Genomic DNA, 19,092 nt, shown 5'->3' with positions numbered 1-19,092 from the left:
GCCGATCACTGAAACCCGCGATGTCAGCCCAACCCTCTGCTGCCCAGGCGCCGCCTACGGAGCTGTATCCTCAAGGACGTTTGAATGATGAGTACCCCAGCGCTGGACATCAGCAGCCTGACACCTCTGCCCTATCACCAGCACGTGGTGAATTACCTGAAAACCCACGAGCCGCGCGTATGGAGCTGGGCTTCATCGCAGGGGGTTCAGCAGGAACATGCGCAAGATGTGCGAGCCCAGTTGCTGCGCGACACTTATCGGCTCAATCCACACAGTCACCCCGAAGCCTATCAAGCCTGTGAGACGGCGCTTGAGCGTCTGCGGATCGAGGCGCCGGCCACGCTCTACCAGGCCGGCGATGGTGCCATGAATGCCAGCTTGTATTACCTGGACGGTGAAGTGCATGTGGTGTTTTACGGGCCGATCCTCGAACGCCTCGACGCGCAGGAGCTGCTTGCACTGCTGGGGCATGAGTTGGCTCATTACCGTTTGTGGTCCGAGGACCATGGCGACTATCTGGTGGCTGACCGCATTCTCAATCACGTACTGGCGGATGCCTTCACCCCGCCGAGCCTGGAGCAGACTGCCCGCTTATACAGCCTGCACACTGAAATCTATGCTGACCGCGGCGCAGCCTTGGTGGCCGGCGGGCCGGCGTCGGCAATCACTTCGCTGGTGAAGGTGCACACCGGGATTGTCACGGTCGATGCCGCCAGTTATCTGCAGCAGGCCCGCGAGCTCGATGGCAAGGACGCGCAGGTGTCCCAGGGGCTATCTCATCCGGAGACCTTTCTGCGCTCCCAGGCGCTGGACAACTGGTGGCAACAGGATCCCGACACGCAGGCCTGGTTGCACCGCCGCCTGCGCGGCCCACTGTCCATGAATCGTCTGGATGTAATCGATCAGGTGGACCTGACCGCCCTCACCCGCGGCTTTATCGCCACCTTCATCAGTGCCCAGGCCTTGCAGTCGGAGCGGGTGATCAACCAGGTCCGTGGGTTCTTTGCCGACTGGACAGATCACGAAACGCCTCTGGACCTGAGCGTCCTGGACGCCGAGCGCATTGATCCCAGCGTCCACGAATACCTGCATTTCATCATGCTCGATCTGTGCCTGGTGGACCGCGAAGTGCGGGATGAGGCGTTGCTGCACGCAGCCCGGACCGCGAACAAGCTTGGCAGCGAGGATGACTTCATCAAGCTGCTCAAGCGCGACATCAAACTGCGCAAACGCGAGCTGGACCTGCTCACGCGCACGTTGAAAACGGAGGTCGAAACATGGACCCAGTAACCCAACCCGTCACCTTCGAGCAGTTGTTGCTAAGCCATGACGGCCTCGCCCTACCCATCGACGATGTGCTGTTTCTGGTGCTGCCGCTGCTGCGCGAAGTGGCTCGGCTGCATGATCAGGGGCGCGTTGCCCAGTTGGGTTACCTCGATGTTCTGCAAGGGCCCGACCGCCGCCTGCAACTGCGTGCCCCTGAAGGCTTGCCGCCGCGCCTGGCGCTGGACTCGATCAAACAGGTACAGCCCAGCCCGGAGTCGGCGCTGAGCATCATCGGCAACAGGCGCCTGACCCGCGATTCGCAAAACGGCGTGGCCGTTGCCGATCTGCAAGTGCAGGAAGACCCGCATCAGGCCATTACTCATCCGGTTTTTCTCAGCGAGCTGCAGAGTTGGGAGCACCGACTGGGGCATCACGACGAAATCACCGACATCTTCCAGCTGGGTCAGTTGCTGGCGAGCCTGGCGTGCGGGCTGGATTTTGCCGATATCAACGACCTTAAATCGTTCGCCAGCCACCGGCGCAACTTGTTCCTGCTCAACGACCGGCTCAATCCGGTACTGGCCAATCTGATCGTTGAAATGACCGAGCTGAACCGCCATGAACGCGCCACCGACGTCAGCTCACTGGCGCGGCGCCTGGAAACCTGGCGCGAACAACCGATCGGGCTCGACGTTGAACGCGTACTGGCCCAGGCCCAAGGTCCGGCCTCACGGCGCACCGTGGTGCTGGAGCACCTGCGCAACCGCTTGTTCGATCTGTCGCGGCGCAACCGCCTGCTGCACTTTCGCTCGACCCAGGCCAACATCAACCTGACCGTGGCCAGCGTGCCGCTGGTGATGCGCATTGAAAGCATCCGCGCGGAAGACTTGTGCACCTGGCAAGCCAGCTTCGGTGGTTTTTCCGAGCAACTGCTGAGCGGCAAAGCCGTGAGCCTGCAGCAATGGCTGCGTTTTGAAGAGCAAGGCTGGCTACAGGTATCTCTGGAACGGATCATTCAGGAAACCCGCCGCGACCGCGCCGAGTTCGGTTTCAGCAACCTGCGCTTGGTGGTGGCGTTCATGCGCTGGCACAACCTCAAGGACACGCCGGATGAGCGCATCGTCACTCCGCTGTTGTGGTTGCCGGTGGAACTGAGCCGGAAAAAAGGCGTTCGCGACCAGTTCGTGCTGCAGTGCGATGAAACCGAGGCCGAGTTCAACCCGGTGCTGCGCCATCAATTGCGTCAGCTCTACGACCTACAGCTGCCGGAAACCGTGGACCTGCAAAAGACCTCCCTGGAGCAGATTCATGCCGACATCGCCCGCCAGATCAAACTGACCGAACCGGGCGTCGAGCTGCGCCTGCAAAGCAAGCCGCAAATCGAGCTGATCCATCAGAAAGCGGTCCAGCACCAGCATCATTTCCAGCGCCGCCGAGCCCGCAAGCGCGCTCACTCGCCGCTGATCAAGCCGGATTTCAGCTACGACCGCGAAGACTACCGCCCCCTGGGGCTGCAACTGTTCGAGCACTGGGTGCTGCCCAGTGCGCTGCCCTTGCGCGATGCGGTCGGCTTTCACAGCCAGCCGCCGCAGATGGTCGGCCACACCACCGAAAGCAACACCTTCGCGCTGCCCCTGGATCAAGGCCACCGCTACGCCTGGGACATCGACCTGACGCAAGTGACCCTGGCCAACTTCAACTACCGCAAGATGTCGCTGGTACGCGACTACGCACAATTGATTGAAGAGCCGGCCAAGAACGACGCCTTCGACCGGATGTTCTCCATCGACCCCCGGGAAATCGAAGTTCAATCCCCCGACCCGATCCCGTTGGCCGAGCAATGGAACGTGGTGGCCGGGGACGCCACCCAGAACGCCGCCGTCAGCCTGGCGCGAACCGGGCGTAACTTCATCATTCAAGGCCCGCCGGGGACCGGCAAGTCGCAGACCATCACCAATCTGATCGCCGATTACGCCGGGCGTGGCCTGCGGGTGCTGTTCGTCTGCGAAAAGCGCGCGGCCCTGGACGTAGTGTTCCACCGCCTGCAACAAAGTGGACTGGGTGAATTGTGCTGCCTGATCCACGACTCCCAGACCGACAAGAAGGCCTTCGTCGGTAACCTGCGCGAATGCTATGAAGGTTGGATCACCAGTCATGCCCAATTGGCGCAACTGCAAGCACAACGCGGTGCTGCTCTGGCAACCATGAGCCAGCAGTTAGCGCTGATCGAGCGTTTCGAAGAGGCCATGACGCAGGTGCCGGACGCCCTGGCGTGCTCGGTGCGCGAGCTGGTGCGACACTTGATCGAACTGCCCGCGGCGACGCTGGAACTGCCTCCCGAAGCCCTGGAACGCCTGCCGGACTGGGGCGCCTGGCAGCAACAACGTGACCTGACCGCACGCTTGTATCAGGCCATCAGCGAACGGTTCGGCCTCGACTGCCTGGCCCGGCACCCGTTCAGTCGCCTGGCCACAGGCCTGATCACCCACGAACATGCCTACGGCCAGCTCAAGGCGTTCCTGGATGAGGCCAGCGGCCTGATGGACAGTGTCGAGCCGTTGCTGGCGTCATCGACGGGGCTGTTGTCCAGCGAGACCGGGCTGGTGGATGCGCAGCTCTTGACCCAGGCCGCGGAACAGATGACCCGCGCCAACCTGGCAGCGCACCTCGACCTGCTGGACGCCGACTCCCCCGCCTCCCAGGCACTGCGCGCCGAACAGACAGCGCTGCAGACGCGGGTGATCCAGCAACACAGCGCCAGCCAGGCCACCGGCCACTGGCGCGACAAGCTCAGCGCGCAAGACACCCAGGCCGCTCAAGACCTGGTGCAACGTTTGCAGACGTCGCCGCTGCGTTGGCTGCAACCGTCCTGGTGGCGTCTGCGCGGCGAACTGAAGCGGCGCTACGACTTCAGTCAGCACGCCATCGCGCCGAGCTATGCCAGCGTGCTCGACACCCTCGCCGCCGAACATCGGGCCAACGCCGAACTGCAGGCCGAGCTGCAGCGTCTGCAAGGGCTCTACGGTGTCCAGGACGTCGAGGTTTTTGTCCAGAGCCTGCAAGCCCTGCTCAATCAGCTCAATGCCTCGGCGTTGTTGCGCCAATGGCTTGAGCGCCTGCGCAGCGACCCGGAAACGTTGCCCGGAGTGCGCCAGGAAGCCGGCCTGCACCAGCCAGTGGCGCGTCTGGCCGAACTCGTGGGGCAGTACTGTGTTTTCCAGCCGGCCCCGAGCCTGGGAGCCTTGGCCGAGTATTTACGTGACCTGCGCGAAGAACTCGACGAATTACCCGACTCCCTGCCCTTGCTCAATGAGCTGCATCAGGCCGATCCGGTTTGCCTGTCGGCCTTGCAGCAGCACGCCCTGCCCCTCAGCGGGTTTGATGCGTTGATCGCCGAAGAGAACCTGACCCGCCTGTATCGGGCCAACCCGCAGTTGGAACGCTTCGACGGCCCGGCCCTGAGCCTGGCGACACGTCAGGTCAGCCAGGCCGAAAGCAGCCTGCTCAAGCACAACGCCCAGGTACTCAACGCCACCGTGCATCAGCGCTTTCTCGAACATGTGAAGCAATCGGCGATGTCGGTGAGCCAACTGGACAGCCAAGCCCGTGAATTCAAGAAAAGCTACGCCAAAGGTCGGCGCGAACTTGAGCATGAGCTGGGCAAGACCATGCGCTATCGCTCCATTCGCGAACTGGCCAGTGGCGACAGCGGCCGGGTGATCAACGACCTCAAGCCGATCTGGCTGATGAGTCCGCTGTCGGTGTCCGACACCCTACCGCTGACCCCGGACCTGTTCGACGTGGTGATTTTTGACGAGGCCAGCCAGATCCCCAGTGAAGAAGCGGTGCCGGCCATGAGCCGGGCACAGCAGGTGATTGTGGTGGGGGATGAGATGCAGTTGCCGCCGAGCAACTTCTTCTCCAGCGGCGGCGAGCAGGACGACAACGAGCTGATTGCCATGGAGGACGGTGAGCAGATTGCGATCAACCTCGACGCCGACAGCCTGTTGAGTCAGGCCGCGCGCAACCTGCCGGCGACCCTGTTGGCCTGGCACTACCGCAGTCGGCATGAAGCCTTGATCAGCTTCTCCAACGCGGCCTTCTATGAAGGACGGCTGATCACCATTCCCGACCGGCGAATCGAGCGCCCGGCCCCGGCCCATGCGCCACTGCAGTCCAGCGATGAACACGCGGCGATCGTCGGCGTCGACAGCGTGCTCGACAACCCCATCAGCTTCCTGAAGATGAGCGATGGCGTATACCAGAGCCGCAGCAACGTGGCCGAGGCGCGTTACATCGCCAACCTGGTGCGTGAACTGCTCCAGCGCGAAACTGGCCTGACCCTGGGTATCGTGGCGTTTTCCGAGGCCCAGCAAGGGGAAATCGAGCAGGCCCTGGAGCACCTTGCGGCCAGTGACTCAGCCTTTGCCACGCGCCTTGAGAATGAATACGTGCGCGAGGACGCCGGACAGTTCAACGGCCTGTTCGTGAAAAATCTGGAGAACGTCCAGGGTGACGAACGCGACGTGATCATCCTGAGCATCTGCTATGCCCCGGGGCCCAGCGGCAAAATGCTGATGAACTTCGGCCCGATCAACCAGCGCGGCGGGGAAAAGCGCCTCAATGTGATTTTCAGCCGCGCACGCAAGCGCATGGCGATCATCTCCAGCATTGAGGCTGAAGCCATCACCAACACCCACAACGACGGCGCCGCGGCCCTGCGCGCCTTCCTGCAGTTTGCCCAGGCCAGCGCCAGCGGCGACGCTCCGCGCTCCCAGGGCATCCTGGCCAACCTCAACCCAGGGGCCAAGCAATCCTTTGCCGTGACCCTGCCCAAGGACAGCCTGCGCACGGCCCTGGCCGACGCGCTGCGCAAACGCGGGCATCAGGTGCGGGAATATGTCGGGCGTTCGCAACTGCGTTGCGACCTGGCGATCTGCGACGCCCAGGGCAAGCAGTTCAGCCTGGGCATCTTGCTCGACACCGAGGCGGCCACGGTCAACGTGCGCGAGCGCTACATTTTCCGGCCCACGGTGCTACGCAGTTTTGGCTGGAAGATCGTTGACGTGCTCAGCCATGACTGGCTACGCGCCCCCGAAGAGGTGCTCAACTGGATCGAAGCCTTGCTACGCGGTGAAGAGGCGCCAGCGCTGCCAGAGCCCGAGCCTGAGCTCGCGCTGCCGGCCCTTGACGACGATCAGCCCCCCCTGCCGCCGGCGCCAGCCAGCCTGCCCGTGCGTGAGTTCACCTTTGGCGAAGGTCGCTCCAACAAGTTCTGGCGCATCGCGGCCACGCAGGCCGATGTGGTGGTGAATTTCGGCCGCGTGGGCAGCCAGGGCCAGACCCTGATCAAAACACTGGACAGCCCTGAGCGCGCACTGCGCGAAGTTGAAAAACTGATCGCCGAGAAACTGCGCAAGGGTTATCAGGAACAACCGCTGGATCAGGCGCCCGGTTCGCCGTAGCCGCCAGCGATGCGGCTACCGCGCCATGGGCTGCGTGTTTTGCCTGGACTGGGCAAAGGCAGCAGCCCATGGCGTGTTGCGGTGCCGTTCTAGGTCGAGGATCGAACGCAAGCGATCCAGCCACACCGAGGCGTCGCCATCAGGTTGGAGAATCGCCTCGCTGTGCAGCATGGCGCGGCGCACCCGAACGCTCAGCACCTTCGCGTGGTAGGAACGGTTGAAAAGACCGATGTGCCTGCGTTCGGGCAAGTCGCGGGTGGCGCGCCAGAGAAACTCGTGTTGCAGCTCGCGGGGGCTGGGGGGCTGGAAGCTGAACACTTGGCAGCCTTGCCGGTTAACGCCAGACATCACAGGCCGATTGCCCGTCTTCAGGGGCGGTGGCCATCGCCTGGAGCACCGGCAGCAAGGTGTATCGGTTCGACGCGCAGAGCAGGCGTTGTGCGTCGCTCCCCATGTTCATCGGCGTTACGCGGCGCAGCCCGTGCGCCGGCGAACATTGCTTCGTGCAACAGCAGAAAAATTCTGTAACAAGCTTATACTGCGTGGCTTTCAATCAACAGGCGATTTCTATGTCCATCGCAGCAATGCGGCTTATCAGTTTCATTGTGGGTATTTTCCTGATCACGCTGGCCATCAGCATGGCGATTCCGATGATCACGCTGGTGGTTTATGAGCGCAGTGAAGACTTGTCGGCCTTTCTCTGGTCGAGCCTGATTACTTTTGTCTGCGGTCTTTTGTTGATTGTGCAGCGCAGCACCGAAGTCCCTCAGTTGCGCCCAAGGGACATGTACCTGCTGACCACTGGCAGTTGGCTGGTGGTGTGTATCTTCGCCGCGTTACCGATGGTTTTTATTCGTCACATCAGCTACACCGACGCTTTTTTTGAAACCATGTCGGGCATCACCACCACCGGCTCCACCGTCCTGACCGGATTGGACAGCGCCTCGCCTGGGCTGTTGATCTGGCGCTCCATGCTGCACTGGCTCGGCGGCATCGGTTTCATCGGCATGGCGGTGGCCGTGCTGCCGCTGCTGCGTGTGGGTGGCATGCGCCTGTTCCAGACCGAATCTTCGGACTGGTCGGAGAAAGTCACCCCACGCTCCCACGTGGCCGCCAAGTACATCCTCCTGCTGTATCTGGGCCTCACCGGCGCGGCAACCCTGGCGCTGTGGATCGCCGGCATGACCCCATTCGAAGCGATTAACCACGCCATGTCGTTGATCTCCACCGGGGGCTTCTCGACCTCGGACTCGTCATTGGGGCACTGGACCCAGCCAGCCATACACTGGGTCGCGGTGGTCATCATGATCGTCGGCAGCCTGCCATTTACCCTCTATGTGGCGACATTGCGCGGCAATCGACGGGCCTTGTACAAGGACCACCAGGTGCGCGGTTTTCTCGGGTTCTTGTTGGTCACCTGGCTGGCCGTCGGCACCTGGTTGTGCTTTCACAGCGATTACGGATGGTGGGAAGCCTTCAGGATCGTCGCCGTCAACGTGACCTCGATCGTTACCACCACCGGGGTTGCGGTGGGCGACTACACCTTGTGGGGCAGTTTTGCCGTGCTGTTGTTCTTCTACCTGACCTTTGTCGGTGGATGCTCAGGCTCGACCGCGGGCGGCCTGAAGATCTTCCGCTTCCAGGTGGCCGCGACCTTGCTGGTCAGCAGCCTCAAGCAACTGATCCATCCCCGGGCGGTGATCCAGAAGAAGTACAACGGCCACCCCATCGACGAAGAGATCCTGCGCTCGCTGCTGACCTTCTCGTTTTTCTTCACCATCACCATCGCCCTGATCGCCCTGGGGCTGGCCTTGATTGGCCTGGACTGGACCACCGCGCTGAGCGGCGCTGCGACCTCGGTGTGTAACGTCGGGCCCGGGCTGGGCACGATTATCGGGCCGGCGGGTAACTTCGCCTCGCTGCCCGATTCAGCGAAGTGGCTGTTGACCATCGGCATGCTGCTGGGCCGACTGGAAATCCTTACCGTGCTGGTATTGATCACCCCAGTGTTCTGGCGTTACTGAGCGACCCTGGATGAACCCCTGCTGACAGCCGGTCGCATGGCAAAATGCCGCACCCCGGAACTTTTACAGCTGTTCACTGAATACGGCTAAATAGCGCCCTTCCCGCGCCGAGTCCGTCCATGCATTCGTTGAAACGCGTCAGTCCCTGGATAGCCTGCGTGGCACTGCTGCTCAACATGCTGGCGATGCCCCTGAGCCGGGCGATGCAGACGCCGGATGTACGCATGCTGCTGTGGGGCGGCTTCTGCTCGGGCAAGAGTGCCCAGACCGTGTCGCCAACGATTGCCAAGGTGCTGCTCGATCTGCCCACCCGCCCGAGCCAAAGCGTCATGGCCCATGGTGACTGCTGCTGTGTTGGGCAGGCCGCTCTGGTGGCGGTGCCCGCTGACGACTATCGGCACAGCTTGCCTCGCGACACCGCGAATATCCGCGTTAACCACCCATCGCGGCCCACCTTGTCCCCCCGGCAACGCTGGCCCAGCCTGATGCCCCGCGCGTCCCCCAACGCCTGATGGCCCACGCCCATGCGCTGTTTTACGGCGTGCTCTTCAAGTCCCGGACTGCCGATACGTGTCTGTGTCCCCCCTGTCCCGGGAAAACCCTGGCTATCTGGAAACGCGTTATGCCCACTTTTATTACTTCGCCTCGGGCAAAGATTGTGCCCCTGTCCCCCGCCCTCTGGCCGCTGCTGAGTTGCGGTCTGCTCGCCCTGAGTCCGCCGTCCGCCGCCCTGGCTGAAACGGCCAAGGTCGAGAACTCGACCCTGACCCTGGGCACTGTCACCGTCCAGGGCGGCGATGCCGGCAGCAGCGGCCCCTTAAGCACCAGCAGCGTGCTCAGTTCGGTCGATATCCTGGGCGGCGACATTTTGGAAAAGATGCCGGTCAACTACAGCTGGGAGCTGTTCAGCCGCGCGCCGGGAGTGATGCTCACCGAGTTCAACCAGGGCACGACGTCCGGCAAGATCTCCTTTCGCGGCTTCAACGGCGAGGGTGAGGTCAACGCGGTCAAGCTGCTGATCGACGGGATTCCGAGCAACAGCAACGACGGCAACATGCCGTTCATGGACATGATCTTCCCCATGGAGCTGGACAGCATCGAAGTGGTGCGCGGCACCAGCGATGCCCGCTACGGCCTGAACAACATCGCCGGCAATGTGAACATACTCACCCGCAGCGGCGGCGACTACACCAAGGCACGCCTGCGCTACGGCAGTTTCAATACTCAGGAAACCCAGCTGGCCAAGGGCATTGAAGGCAGCAATTGGACGCAGAACTACGTCTTCGCCTACCAGAAGTCCGATGGCTATCGCGACCACGCCCAAGCGGACAAATTCTCCCTGTCTGGCAAATGGTTCTACACACCGGACGACGGCAGCTACCGCCTCGGCCTGATTGCCCGGCACTACGAAACCGAGGCTCAGGAGCCGGGTTACCTGAGCCAGAGCGATGCTCGCCAGCACCCGACCATGAGCAACCGCTACAACGCCACGGACAAAGGCACGCGGCGCATGAACCAGCTCAGCCTGCATCTGGACACGGATCTGGCCGACACCCTGGCCTGGTCGGCCAAAACCTACGTCAATACCTTTGATGACCGGCGCTGGACCCAGTACTGGCGCACCAGCTCCCAGCAGGAGCGCGACACCTACGAAACCCAGTACGGCGCGCTCACTTCCCTGACCTGGCGCCCGCAAGTCAACTGGCTCTACGCCTTTGCGCTGGAAGGCGGCGCCGATGTGCAACAGCAACAAAACCGCAGCGAGCGTTACCGCACCCTGAACCGCGCACGCCTGGCCCAGACCCGGGATCAGCAGTTCGATTTCGACACCTACGGTGCTTACGTGCAGGCCGAGATCAAGCCGTTCGAGTCGTTGAAGATCGTGCCGGCCTACCGGGTAGACAAGATCCAGGGCGACTTCACCAACCAAATGACCGGCCTGGACTACGACATCAACGACTATGGGCTGATCAAGCAACCCAAGCTCAGTGTGGTGTATTCACCCTGGACCGTGGCCAGTCTGTACGCCAACTGGGGCCGCACCTTTCAGGTCGGCACCGGCGCGGCGGCTTACAAGATCCCGCCCCGCGACACCGACTTGGCGCCGTCGATCAACGAAGGCTGGGAAACCGGGGTCAAGTTCACCCCCACAGACTGGCTCGATGGCCGGGTGGCCTACTGGCGGCAAGATGCCAGCGGCGAAGTCAGCCGCCGGCTCAACGACCCCAGCGGCGAGTCGGACAACGTCGGCGAAACCCGGCGCTGGGGCTACGACCTGCAACTCAACCTGCACCCCGACGAACGTACCGACCTGTGGCTGGCGTACTCCTGGCAGTACTCGAAAATCCTCAAACCCAGCGCCGCCCTGCCCAACAGCCAGGGCCAGGAAATCGATCACATCCCCCACCATCTGTACAACGTGGGGGCCAGCTACCACCTGACCCCTGCCCTGCAACTGAGCGCCTGGATGAACGGCCAGACCCACTACTACCTGGAGCGGGAAAACACCCAGGGCACCTATGGCGGTTACGTGCTGATGAACCTCGGCGCCACTTACAAAGTCAGCGAATCGGTGAGTGTCGACCTGCAGTTGAAAAACCTCAGCAACCGCTACTACGAATACGTCTGGTACGACCCGGACGGTGCCAAGGCTTCGCTGCACTCACCAGGCGACGGTCGCGCACTTTATGCCGGTATCACCCTGGACCTCTGATCAACCACACCGCCCGGGCGCCAGTCGTCCGGGTTGCCCCACGCATCTGTACCCACCCCAGATAAGAGGCACTGCCCATGACCGCCTACGGTTCAAAAAAAATTCTCACTACCCTGGCCCTGCTGGCCTCCCTGGCCAGCGCCGGTTCGGCGTTCGCCCACGCCCATCTGAAGGGTGAAACCCCGGCCGCGGACTCTACCGTCAGCGCGCCGAAGGAACTGCGCCTGGTATTTTCCGAAGGTGTCGAAGCCCTGTTCACCCAGGTCAAGCTCAGCACGGGGGGCGCGGACGTGCCAATCAAGAGCATTGCCAATGCCGCGGGCGATCAGCAAACCCTGATCGTCACCCCGCAACAACCGCTGGCGCCCGGCGAGTACAAGGTGCAGTGGCATGCGGTGTCGGTGGACACCCACAAGAGTGATGGCACCTACGGTTTCACCGTCGGCAACTGAGCGTTGTCGTCACCCATTGCGCCACAGAGCCCGCCCGGTTGCGGGTTCGTTGCGCGGATGCGCTGAATGCGCCGGGCCAGCCACAGCACGGCCGCGGCTTCGGGTAACAGCACATAACCGTAGGCAACCAGCGGCAAGTCCAGGCGCAACCCGAGCACCAGGAGCGGCAGGCCAACCGCCCATCCCAGCAACGCATCCACCTTGGCGATGGCGACGAACTCCCCCAGGCTCTGCAAAGCCGCGCGCATGGCATTGCCGGCCAGACGCAGCGGTAGCGACACCCCCAGCATCAGCACAAAGCTGCTCCACCACCTGCCTTGCTGGGCATACACCCATTGCCCCAACCAGGGACCGAGCACAATCAGTAGCCCACCCAGCAACGCCGTGCCCGCCACGCCCAGGCGCAACAACTGTTTGAGCAGCCGCAACACCTCGTGCGGGGCCAGGCCGGCAAAGCGCATGGCCAGAAAGCGGATCAGCGCCACCAGCGGCGCAAACACCAACAGGGCCAGAAGGCTGGCGGCCGCGAAGGCATCCAGACGCTGAGTATCGACCGGGGCAATCTGCGGCGCCGCGAACAGCACCAGGGTCATCAGCCCCAACAGTTGCAGAGACAGCAGTCGCAGCCCTTCCCATGCACTCTGGCGCAGTACCGCTCTGGCCCAGTCCACTGCGGGCAGCCAGCGTCCCCGGCCCATCTGCGGCTGCAAGCGTCGTAGCACCCAAGCGCAGGAACCCAGGTGCATCAGCAGCGATGCCATGAAGCAACCGACAAAGCCAAACCCCAGACACTCGATGAACAGCAGGTTGAGCCCAACCTTGGCCAGCAGTTCCCAGAGTTTCCAGCGCACCACCAGCGGCCCCTGTTGCGAGGCATGCAGGATGAACGCCGCGCAGCCATTGAGCAGGCGCAACGGCGCCGTCGCCGCGAACCAGGGAATGGCGCTGAGCAGCAGTGCTCGCAGTGCGGCATCGTCAGCGCTGAGGCCCGCCGCCAGCGGCGGATAGGCCAGCAACGCAACAGCGCTGAGCAACAGCCCGAGGATCGCCGCCAGCGTCAGCGCGCCACGCATCACCGGCCCCGGCTGCCCCTCGCGGAGCGCTCGGGCGACCCTGACCGAAACCACCGATCCCAGCGCCATGCTGGCCAGCAGATCGAGCAGCGCCAGACGTGCCAGCATCACGTAGGCCGCCGGCATGCCCGGGGCCTGGTGCGCCAACATGGCCAGGTCGATCTGGGCCAGCATCTGCGCCACCGCAAAGGCCAGCACCAGAGCCGGAAAGCCGACCCAGAACGCCCGGCCGCGCACCGTCAGCGGCGGCGTGTACCGCTGTTCAACGCGGGACATCGGTCCAACCGGGAAAGCCGTGTTCCAGATGCCGGCTGTGCACCGTGAAATAGCCAAAGGCTGCCTCTGGTGCCGGCAGTGGTTCGGCCAACTCGATCTGCTCGATGTCCCTGGCGCCTTCCAGCGATTGGGTTTTCCAGCCACAGACCAGATCCGAAAGGTCCGCAGCGGCAAGGAGGATGCCGTTGGACTCGGAGCGGTCACCGGTGGCCCAGCGCGCCGCCGAGGCGCCCATCAGCTGGTAGCGCAAGGCCGGAGTCACTTGCCGGGCAAAGCTCGATTGCTGCAGCCAGACATCCAGCCACAGGTAATAGGTCCAGTTCAGCGACAGCCGCTGCTGCGCCGCCCAGCTCATGAATGGGCGAAAGATCGCCAGCCCGTCCGGCCCGGACAGCTCCAGCAAGCCCGGACAGATATCGAACAGGGTGTGCCAGTAGACCCGCAGGCTGCTGTCGATGCGCACGAAGGCCCGGGAGTCACGAGGGTAGTCGCCTTGGCGTTGCGGCACGCTCAAGGCATGCAGCAATTGGCTGTCGGTTCTGGGCAATGGGTGCTCGGTCTTCATCTCTGTGGCTCCATGGGCGACGAGGGAAAAATGCCCCGCAGCCGTTGCAGGTCGCCGATGATTTCGGCCTCGTCGAAACGACCGTCGCGTTCGTAGGTCAGCGTTGCCTCGGGACCGTCGAACAGTGCGCGATAGCGTTGCAAGAACCCCAGCGTGGCCTCGGAAAGCACCTGATCATGGGTGTCGAGAATCAAATGCGGCTGCAGGATCGACAGGTTGTAGCCGGCGGTATGAAAGTGCGATGAGTGTTCAATCACGCCCTCCCAGGCCTCCAGGGGCACGCCGCAATTGAGGTGGGCACAGACTGCGTTGGAGGCGTCGAACAGCACCCCGGCACCGGTATCGCGATAGAGCCGCTCATGAAAGGCCGGGGCGTCGTGGCCACCGTCCATGATCGACGGGTAGTTCTCCAGCAGCAGTTGACAACCCAGTTGCTGCTGCCACCAGTCGACACGCTCGCGCACCTGCCGGTAATCGCCGACATAGTCGATTTCCGCCAGGTGATACAGCTGACGCCCGTCGTGACTGAACCGCGCCACGTGATCGGACACATACAGCGGCCGCAAGCGCCGAATCAGCTCGCGCAGACGCCGGGCCAGGCTTTCAAGGGCCGGCGTGTCGTTTTCAATGAATTTGGAAAACATGATGTGAAAGCCCACCGGCGCGGCAAAGCCTGCCTCCAGTTCGTCGATGGGCACCGCCAGAAAGTTGTCGATCAGCAGCTCGACATAGTCGATGTGCCCGTCCGCCAAAAGCTTTCGCACCAGGGGCGCGGTGTCTCCCAGGGTGTAGTTGAAGCCGATACGCATGGTCTTGCACCTCCTTGCTCAAGACCCGCCACGCACGCCGGGCGCCCGTGGCGGGAAGGCGTTTAGTTAACGCCTACCGGGGCACAGCACGAGGCGCAGCAGGCCCCGGCGCGACCGGCGATGTGCAGGGTGTGTTTTTTAGCGATCTTGATGCTCATGGGTATTGCTCCTTGCATGAATGAGCGGGCACAAGCGCCCGCGGTGTGGCGATTTCGCCGTTGAGGTAACGCGGTGCAACGGGTGTTTTCTTACGAGCAGCCTCCTTGCTCCCGGCGGGAACGCGCGTGGTGATGGGGATCGGATCAAGGGTGGCGCTTCCACGGGTCTTGCCAGCGCGGGTCGTGGAGCAGCGTGTCGTCGGTCAGGGCCTTGAGAAAGGCCAGCAGGTCGCGCTTCTCTTGAGCGGTGAAATCGATGCGCGCAATCAGCCCGCTCTTGTACGGGTTCAAGCGCCCATCGCCCTGGCGCGGGCCGCTGGCGATCACGCGGCCGCCCTCGGAGTAGAAGTCGATCACCGCTTCCAGCGTGGCCAGGCTGCCGTCGTGCATGTAGGGCCCGGTGACCTCGACATTGCGCAGGCTCGGGGCGCGGAAGGCCCCCATGTCCTCGGGCTTGCCGGTGCTTTCATAGAGCCCGCGGTTAGGGAAGGGAAAGCCACCGGCGCCGTCGATGTTGTACAGCCCGGTGTTGTGAAACGGGGTGTCCACCACCCGGCTGCGGGCATGCACCACCTGATCGTTGAAATTGAAGCTGCCGTGACAGTGATGGCACTCGGCGCGCTCGCCAAAGAACAGCGCCATGCCCCGCTGCTCGCTTTCGCTCAGTTGCTCGCGGCCCTGCAGGTAGCGGTCATAACGGCTGTCCACCGAGACGATGGAACGCTCGAAGGCCGAGATCGCCCGGATCACCGAGGCCATGCTCAACGGCTGCGGCTGATCGGCGAAGGCCTGGCGGAACAGCGGCGGGTACAGCGGATCGGCCGCCAGCCGTGCGAGGATCTGCTGGCGATTGCCGTCATTGACCCCCATCTCGATCGGGTCGTCGCCGAACAGCGGCACCTCCATCTGCCGCTCCAGGCTGACGATGGCCGGCGCCGCCCAGTTATAGGTGGCGTTCCAGGCGCTGTTGGCCAGTCCGGGGGCGTTACGGTGGGTCAGTTCCCCGGTGCCGCCCACCGACAGCGCGCGACCGTCGCTGAAGGCCCGCTCCTGCAGGTGGCAAGCGCTGCAGGAGCGGTTGCCCGTGGCCGACAGCCGCGGGTCATAGAACAGCCGCTGGCCCAGTTCGACCTTGACCGCCGACATCGGGTTATTCGCTGGTACTCGCGGCTCCGGCACATGGGACGGCAACTGCCAGCTCCACGCCTGAGCCACCGCTGGCCCGGCCAGAACAGCACTCAGTAACAGCCCTGCGGCCCGCAACAGCCTCAGGCCGGTCATGGCTTGGCGCGCGCGGCGAAGACCGGCGAATGCCCAGGTTGCACCGGCTGGCCACTGTTCAATTCCAAGCCCAGGCGCGGAAACAGCGTCACGCACTCGGGATCGCTGGGGCCGCTCATGCAGCCCACTGCCGCGCCTCGGTCTTCGCCTAGCGTGCTGTCCTGGAACAACGCCGCCAGATCCAGGGCCACCCGCTGTCTGCCCGGATCGAAGTCCGGCAGCGTCAGGGCAATGCGGTTGGCGCGCTGGCACGCCACCGTCTCACCGCTCACCGGGTTGCCGCTGCAGCCAGTGGCGCCCAGGTGCAGATACCAAGTGCTGGCCCTGGCGCCATCGACCTTGCTTACGCCACCGACAGGGTCGACCTCGACCTTGATGAACTTGCGCCCGGCCTGCCAGCTCCAGCCCATGGCGGCCAGGTCCAGCGGCGCGCCCTGCAGTTCGGTGCTGGTGTGGTTCAACGCTGGCGGCACACCCAAGGTCAGGCTCAACCCCCGGTAGTGCCCGGGCGGTACCTGGCCGGCTACCTGGGTGCGGGTGCCTGGCGTGCCGCCCTGGCAATGCCCACTGCCGTCTTCGAAGTCGAGCAAGGCCACCTGGGCGTCCTGCCAGTCATTGATCTGCAAGCGCAGCGGCACCCGCTGGCCTGCCGTATCGATCAACGCCACATCCTGCACATAGAAGCGCGCATCGTGCAGCGACAGCATCTTGCGGTCGCGGCCCAACGGGCCAAAGGGCACGCCGCAGTTCACCGGCTGAGCGCCGGCCACCAAGGCGAAATCCACGGTGACCGTCTGCTCGGCGGGGGGCGCTGATTGGTTCGCGACGCACCCGGCCAGGCCGACCAGAGCAATCAGGGTAAGGCGTGAAGTCAAATAACCCATCGTGAAACTCCCGAGGTCAGAAACGCGCGCTCAGCGTGAGGTTCACGCTGCGCCCTTCTTCATAGGTGAAGGTGTTGGCCAACGACTGCTGATAGGTGCTGTAGGCCTTGTCGAACAGGTTGCTGACGCCCAGGTCGGCGCGGTATTGGCGGTACTCGAACGCACCTCCGATGTCGTGGATCACGTAGCCCTGGCGCCGCCGCAGCTCGGTGGCGTCGTAGTCCTGGGCCCAGACGTACTGGCCCTGGTAGTTCAGCGACCAGTGCTCATCCAGGCGGTACTGGCCGCCGAGCACGAACTTGTCCGGCGGTGCATACAATTGGGCGCCGGTCTCGGCGTTGCGTGACCGCAACCGTGAATAGCCAGCGCCCAGGGACAGGCGCTGCCATTGGTAGCTCAGTTGCGCCTCGCCGCCATGGCGCTCGGCCTGGGCCACGTTGACCCGCTGAAAAATCATCCCGGTGCCGGCAAACGGCGCCTGCCGCGCATAGCGGCCGACCACCTGCTGATCGATCAGGTCGTCGACGTCCTCGCGAAAGTAGGTGAGCTTGGCCTGCAGGCTGTCACCCCCGGCCAGCAGATCATTGAACGCCAGCGTGGCGCCGACCTCACGGGTCTTGCTGGTTTCCGGCTTGAGGCCGGGATTGGGGCGAAAATTGAACAGCGCCCGGCGAGTGTTCAGGTTGCCGAACATCTCGGTCATGGTGGGCGCGCGGAACGCCTCGCCGTAGCTGACGAACACCCCGAGGAATGCCCAGGGCTGATACTTGAGCGCCACCTTGGGCGACAGCCGGCTGTGGCTGGAGTCGTCCTGGCCGGGGGATGTCAGGCGATAGTCGTCATGGCGCAGGGCGGCAATCAGGGTCCAGTCGTCGAGAAAGGCCATCTCATCCTGAACAAAGCCACCCAAGGCGCGCATCTGGCCATTGGGCAACACGCTGTTGGACTGACCGTTGGAGGCGTTTTCGTTGCTGTCGCGGTAACCGTCCACGCCGTAGGTCACACGATGGTGCGAACCGCTCCCCACCTCGATCCGGCTGCTGTTCTGCAAGCTGGCGCCCAGGGTCTTGGTCTGGGTCGCGGTGGTGGGTTGACGTGGCACCGAACGGCTGTCGCCGTCGAGGGTGAAGCGCGTCTGGTAAACCGCCAGTTTGCCATCCAGCAATCGCTGCTCGGCATCCTCGAAGGCCCAACTGGCGTGGTACTGCTCCTGTTCACGCTGGAGTTTCTGCGAGAACGGAAACAGCAGGTTGCCGCCAGGGTTGGTCGGGCCGACCATCTCGTCGGCAAAGCGCTGGTAGCCCAGCTCGAAATGGTTCAGCTCGTTGGGCGAGAATCGGGTCTTGAGCAGGCCACTCTTGAGCTGGCCGTCATTGGGGTACTGGGCGTCGGCGCCGCTGGCCCCGGTATGAATGGTGCCGTAGTCACGGTAGGTACCGCTGGCCAGAACATCCGCCCGATCCCCGCGCGCGGCCAGGGTCAGGTTGCTCGACGACTCGCGATTGGCGCTGCGATAACCGGCCTTGATCCGGCCACCACTGCTTTGGCCCGGGTCAAGAATGTCGTCGGCATTGAGCGTCTCGATGGCCATCACCCCGCCCAACCCGCCGCTGCCATAAGCGGCGGACATTGGCCCACGGACCACATCGATCTGCTTGATCAGGTCCGGATCGATCAGCAGCGGAGTATTGACCCCGCCGTCATTGTTACGTCGCGCACCATCCACCGTGAGGATGATCCGTGGCCCCTGCAGGCCGCGAATCGCCGGGCTTTGTGAAGCGGCCCGAGGGCCGCCGCCGTAATTCACGTTGGGCAAGCCACGCAGCACCGTAGACAGCGTATTGGCCTGGACGTCATCGAGCTGCTGACGCTCGACGGTGGACACCGACGCCGGCAACTCAAAACTGTTGTTGGCGGTGCGGGTCGCGGTGATCGTGGTGGTGTCCAGGGCGTACGGCGACGCTGGTTCATGCGCCTGGCTGGGCTGGGCATAAGCCGGACTGACCACCAGCGCGCAGGACACGGTCAGCAATGACAACGGCCACCCGAGTAACGTCGGCCTCGGAGGGGCGCCAACAACGCTCGGATCGCAACGGTACAAGGTAAAAGGTTCGGCAACGCACAAG

At 63.5% G+C, this 19,092-nt stretch carries 14 protein-coding genes; 6 read left to right on the top strand and 8 right to left on the bottom strand.

The features are described 5' to 3' along the window. Positions 1-87 precede the first annotated feature (87 nt). Positions 88-1,290, top strand: a complete 1,203-nt coding sequence (locus PLD_RS04670) for a M48 family metalloprotease (RefSeq protein WP_159890840.1) — start codon at positions 88-90, stop codon at positions 1,288-1,290. Further along, entirely contained in the window at positions 1,278-6,731 is a 5,454-nt protein-coding gene (locus PLD_RS04665) for an AAA domain-containing protein (RefSeq protein ID WP_159890289.1), read from the top strand. The genes PLD_RS04670 and PLD_RS04665 overlap by 13 nt, the downstream gene beginning before the upstream one ends. Positions 6,732-6,746: 15 nt before the next feature. On the opposite strand, the gene PLD_RS04660 is transcribed toward PLD_RS04665, so the two are convergent. Beyond that, positions 6,747-7,079 carry a hypothetical protein gene (locus PLD_RS04660; protein WP_218575851.1) on the bottom strand — a complete coding sequence of 111 codons (333 nt, stop codon included), beginning with the start codon at positions 7,077-7,079 and terminating at the stop codon, positions 6,747-6,749. Between the two features lie 221 nt (positions 7,080-7,300). Here PLD_RS04660 and PLD_RS04655 point away from each other — a divergent pair, with 221 nt between their 5' ends. From PLD_RS04655 to copC, 4 genes are all read left to right on the top strand, one after another. Continuing rightward, positions 7,301-8,755 carry a TrkH family potassium uptake protein gene (locus PLD_RS04655; protein WP_159890287.1) on the top strand — a complete coding sequence of 485 codons (1,455 nt, stop codon included), beginning with the start codon at positions 7,301-7,303 and terminating at the stop codon, positions 8,753-8,755. A 119-nt stretch (positions 8,756-8,874) separates the two neighbouring features. Further along, positions 8,875-9,267 (top strand): DUF2946 family protein, encoded by a 393-nt coding sequence (locus PLD_RS04650; RefSeq protein WP_159890285.1) that lies wholly within the window; start codon positions 8,875-8,877, stop codon positions 9,265-9,267. 110 nt (positions 9,268-9,377) lie between these two features. Beyond that, positions 9,378-11,468, top strand: coding sequence for a TonB-dependent receptor (locus PLD_RS04645; RefSeq protein ID WP_159890283.1), 2,091 nt, complete (start codon positions 9,378-9,380; stop codon positions 11,466-11,468). A gap of 77 nt (positions 11,469-11,545) precedes the next feature. Then, positions 11,546-11,920, top strand: coding sequence for a copper homeostasis periplasmic binding protein CopC (gene copC, locus PLD_RS04640; RefSeq protein WP_159890281.1), 375 nt, complete (start codon positions 11,546-11,548; stop codon positions 11,918-11,920). On the opposite strand, the gene mbnM is transcribed toward copC, so the two are convergent. The 7 genes from mbnM to PLD_RS04605 form a co-directional block, all read right to left on the bottom strand. Then, positions 11,896-13,269 (bottom strand): multi antimicrobial extrusion protein MatE, encoded by a 1,374-nt coding sequence (gene mbnM, locus PLD_RS04635; protein WP_159890279.1) that lies wholly within the window; start codon positions 13,267-13,269, stop codon positions 11,896-11,898. The two genes, copC and mbnM, sit on opposite strands and share 25 nt — an antisense overlap. Beyond that, positions 13,256-13,834, bottom strand: coding sequence for a methanobactin biosynthesis protein MbnC (mbnC, locus tag PLD_RS04630; RefSeq protein ID WP_159890277.1), 579 nt, complete (start codon positions 13,832-13,834; stop codon positions 13,256-13,258). Before mbnC ends, mbnM begins: the two co-directional genes overlap by 14 nt. Beyond that, complete coding sequence (gene mbnB / locus PLD_RS04625; protein WP_159890275.1) at positions 13,831-14,643, bottom strand: methanobactin biosynthesis protein MbnB; 813 nt, start codon at positions 14,641-14,643, stop codon at positions 13,831-13,833. Before mbnB ends, mbnC begins: the two co-directional genes overlap by 4 nt. 62 nt (positions 14,644-14,705) lie before the next feature. Then, on the bottom strand, positions 14,706-14,801 hold the full coding sequence (gene mbnA, locus PLD_RS04620) for a methanobactin (protein WP_016963189.1): 96 nt from the start codon (positions 14,799-14,801) through the stop codon (positions 14,706-14,708). A 144-nt stretch (positions 14,802-14,945) separates the two neighbouring features. After that, positions 14,946-16,082: a methanobactin export MATE transporter MbnM gene (locus PLD_RS04615; RefSeq protein WP_159890271.1), complete on the bottom strand. Its 1,137-nt coding sequence runs from the start codon at positions 16,080-16,082 to the stop codon at positions 14,946-14,948. Beyond that, a complete protein-coding gene (locus PLD_RS04610; RefSeq protein ID WP_159890269.1) occupies positions 16,079-16,966 on the bottom strand; it encodes an MbnP family copper-binding protein in 888 nt (295 codons plus the stop codon). The genes PLD_RS04615 and PLD_RS04610 overlap by 4 nt, the downstream gene beginning before the upstream one ends. Positions 16,967-16,982: 16 nt before the next feature. Continuing rightward, complete coding sequence (locus PLD_RS04605; RefSeq protein ID WP_256674545.1) at positions 16,983-19,004, bottom strand: TonB-dependent hemoglobin/transferrin/lactoferrin family receptor; 2,022 nt, start codon at positions 19,002-19,004, stop codon at positions 16,983-16,985. Positions 19,005-19,092: the final 88 nt, after the last annotated feature.

The organism is Pseudomonas sp. LD120 (genome assembly GCF_009861525.1).
Taxonomy (GTDB): domain Bacteria; phylum Pseudomonadota; class Gammaproteobacteria; order Pseudomonadales; family Pseudomonadaceae; genus Aquipseudomonas.
Note: the sequence above shows the minus strand (reverse complement) of the source record. Positions and strands in the feature narration are given on the sequence as shown.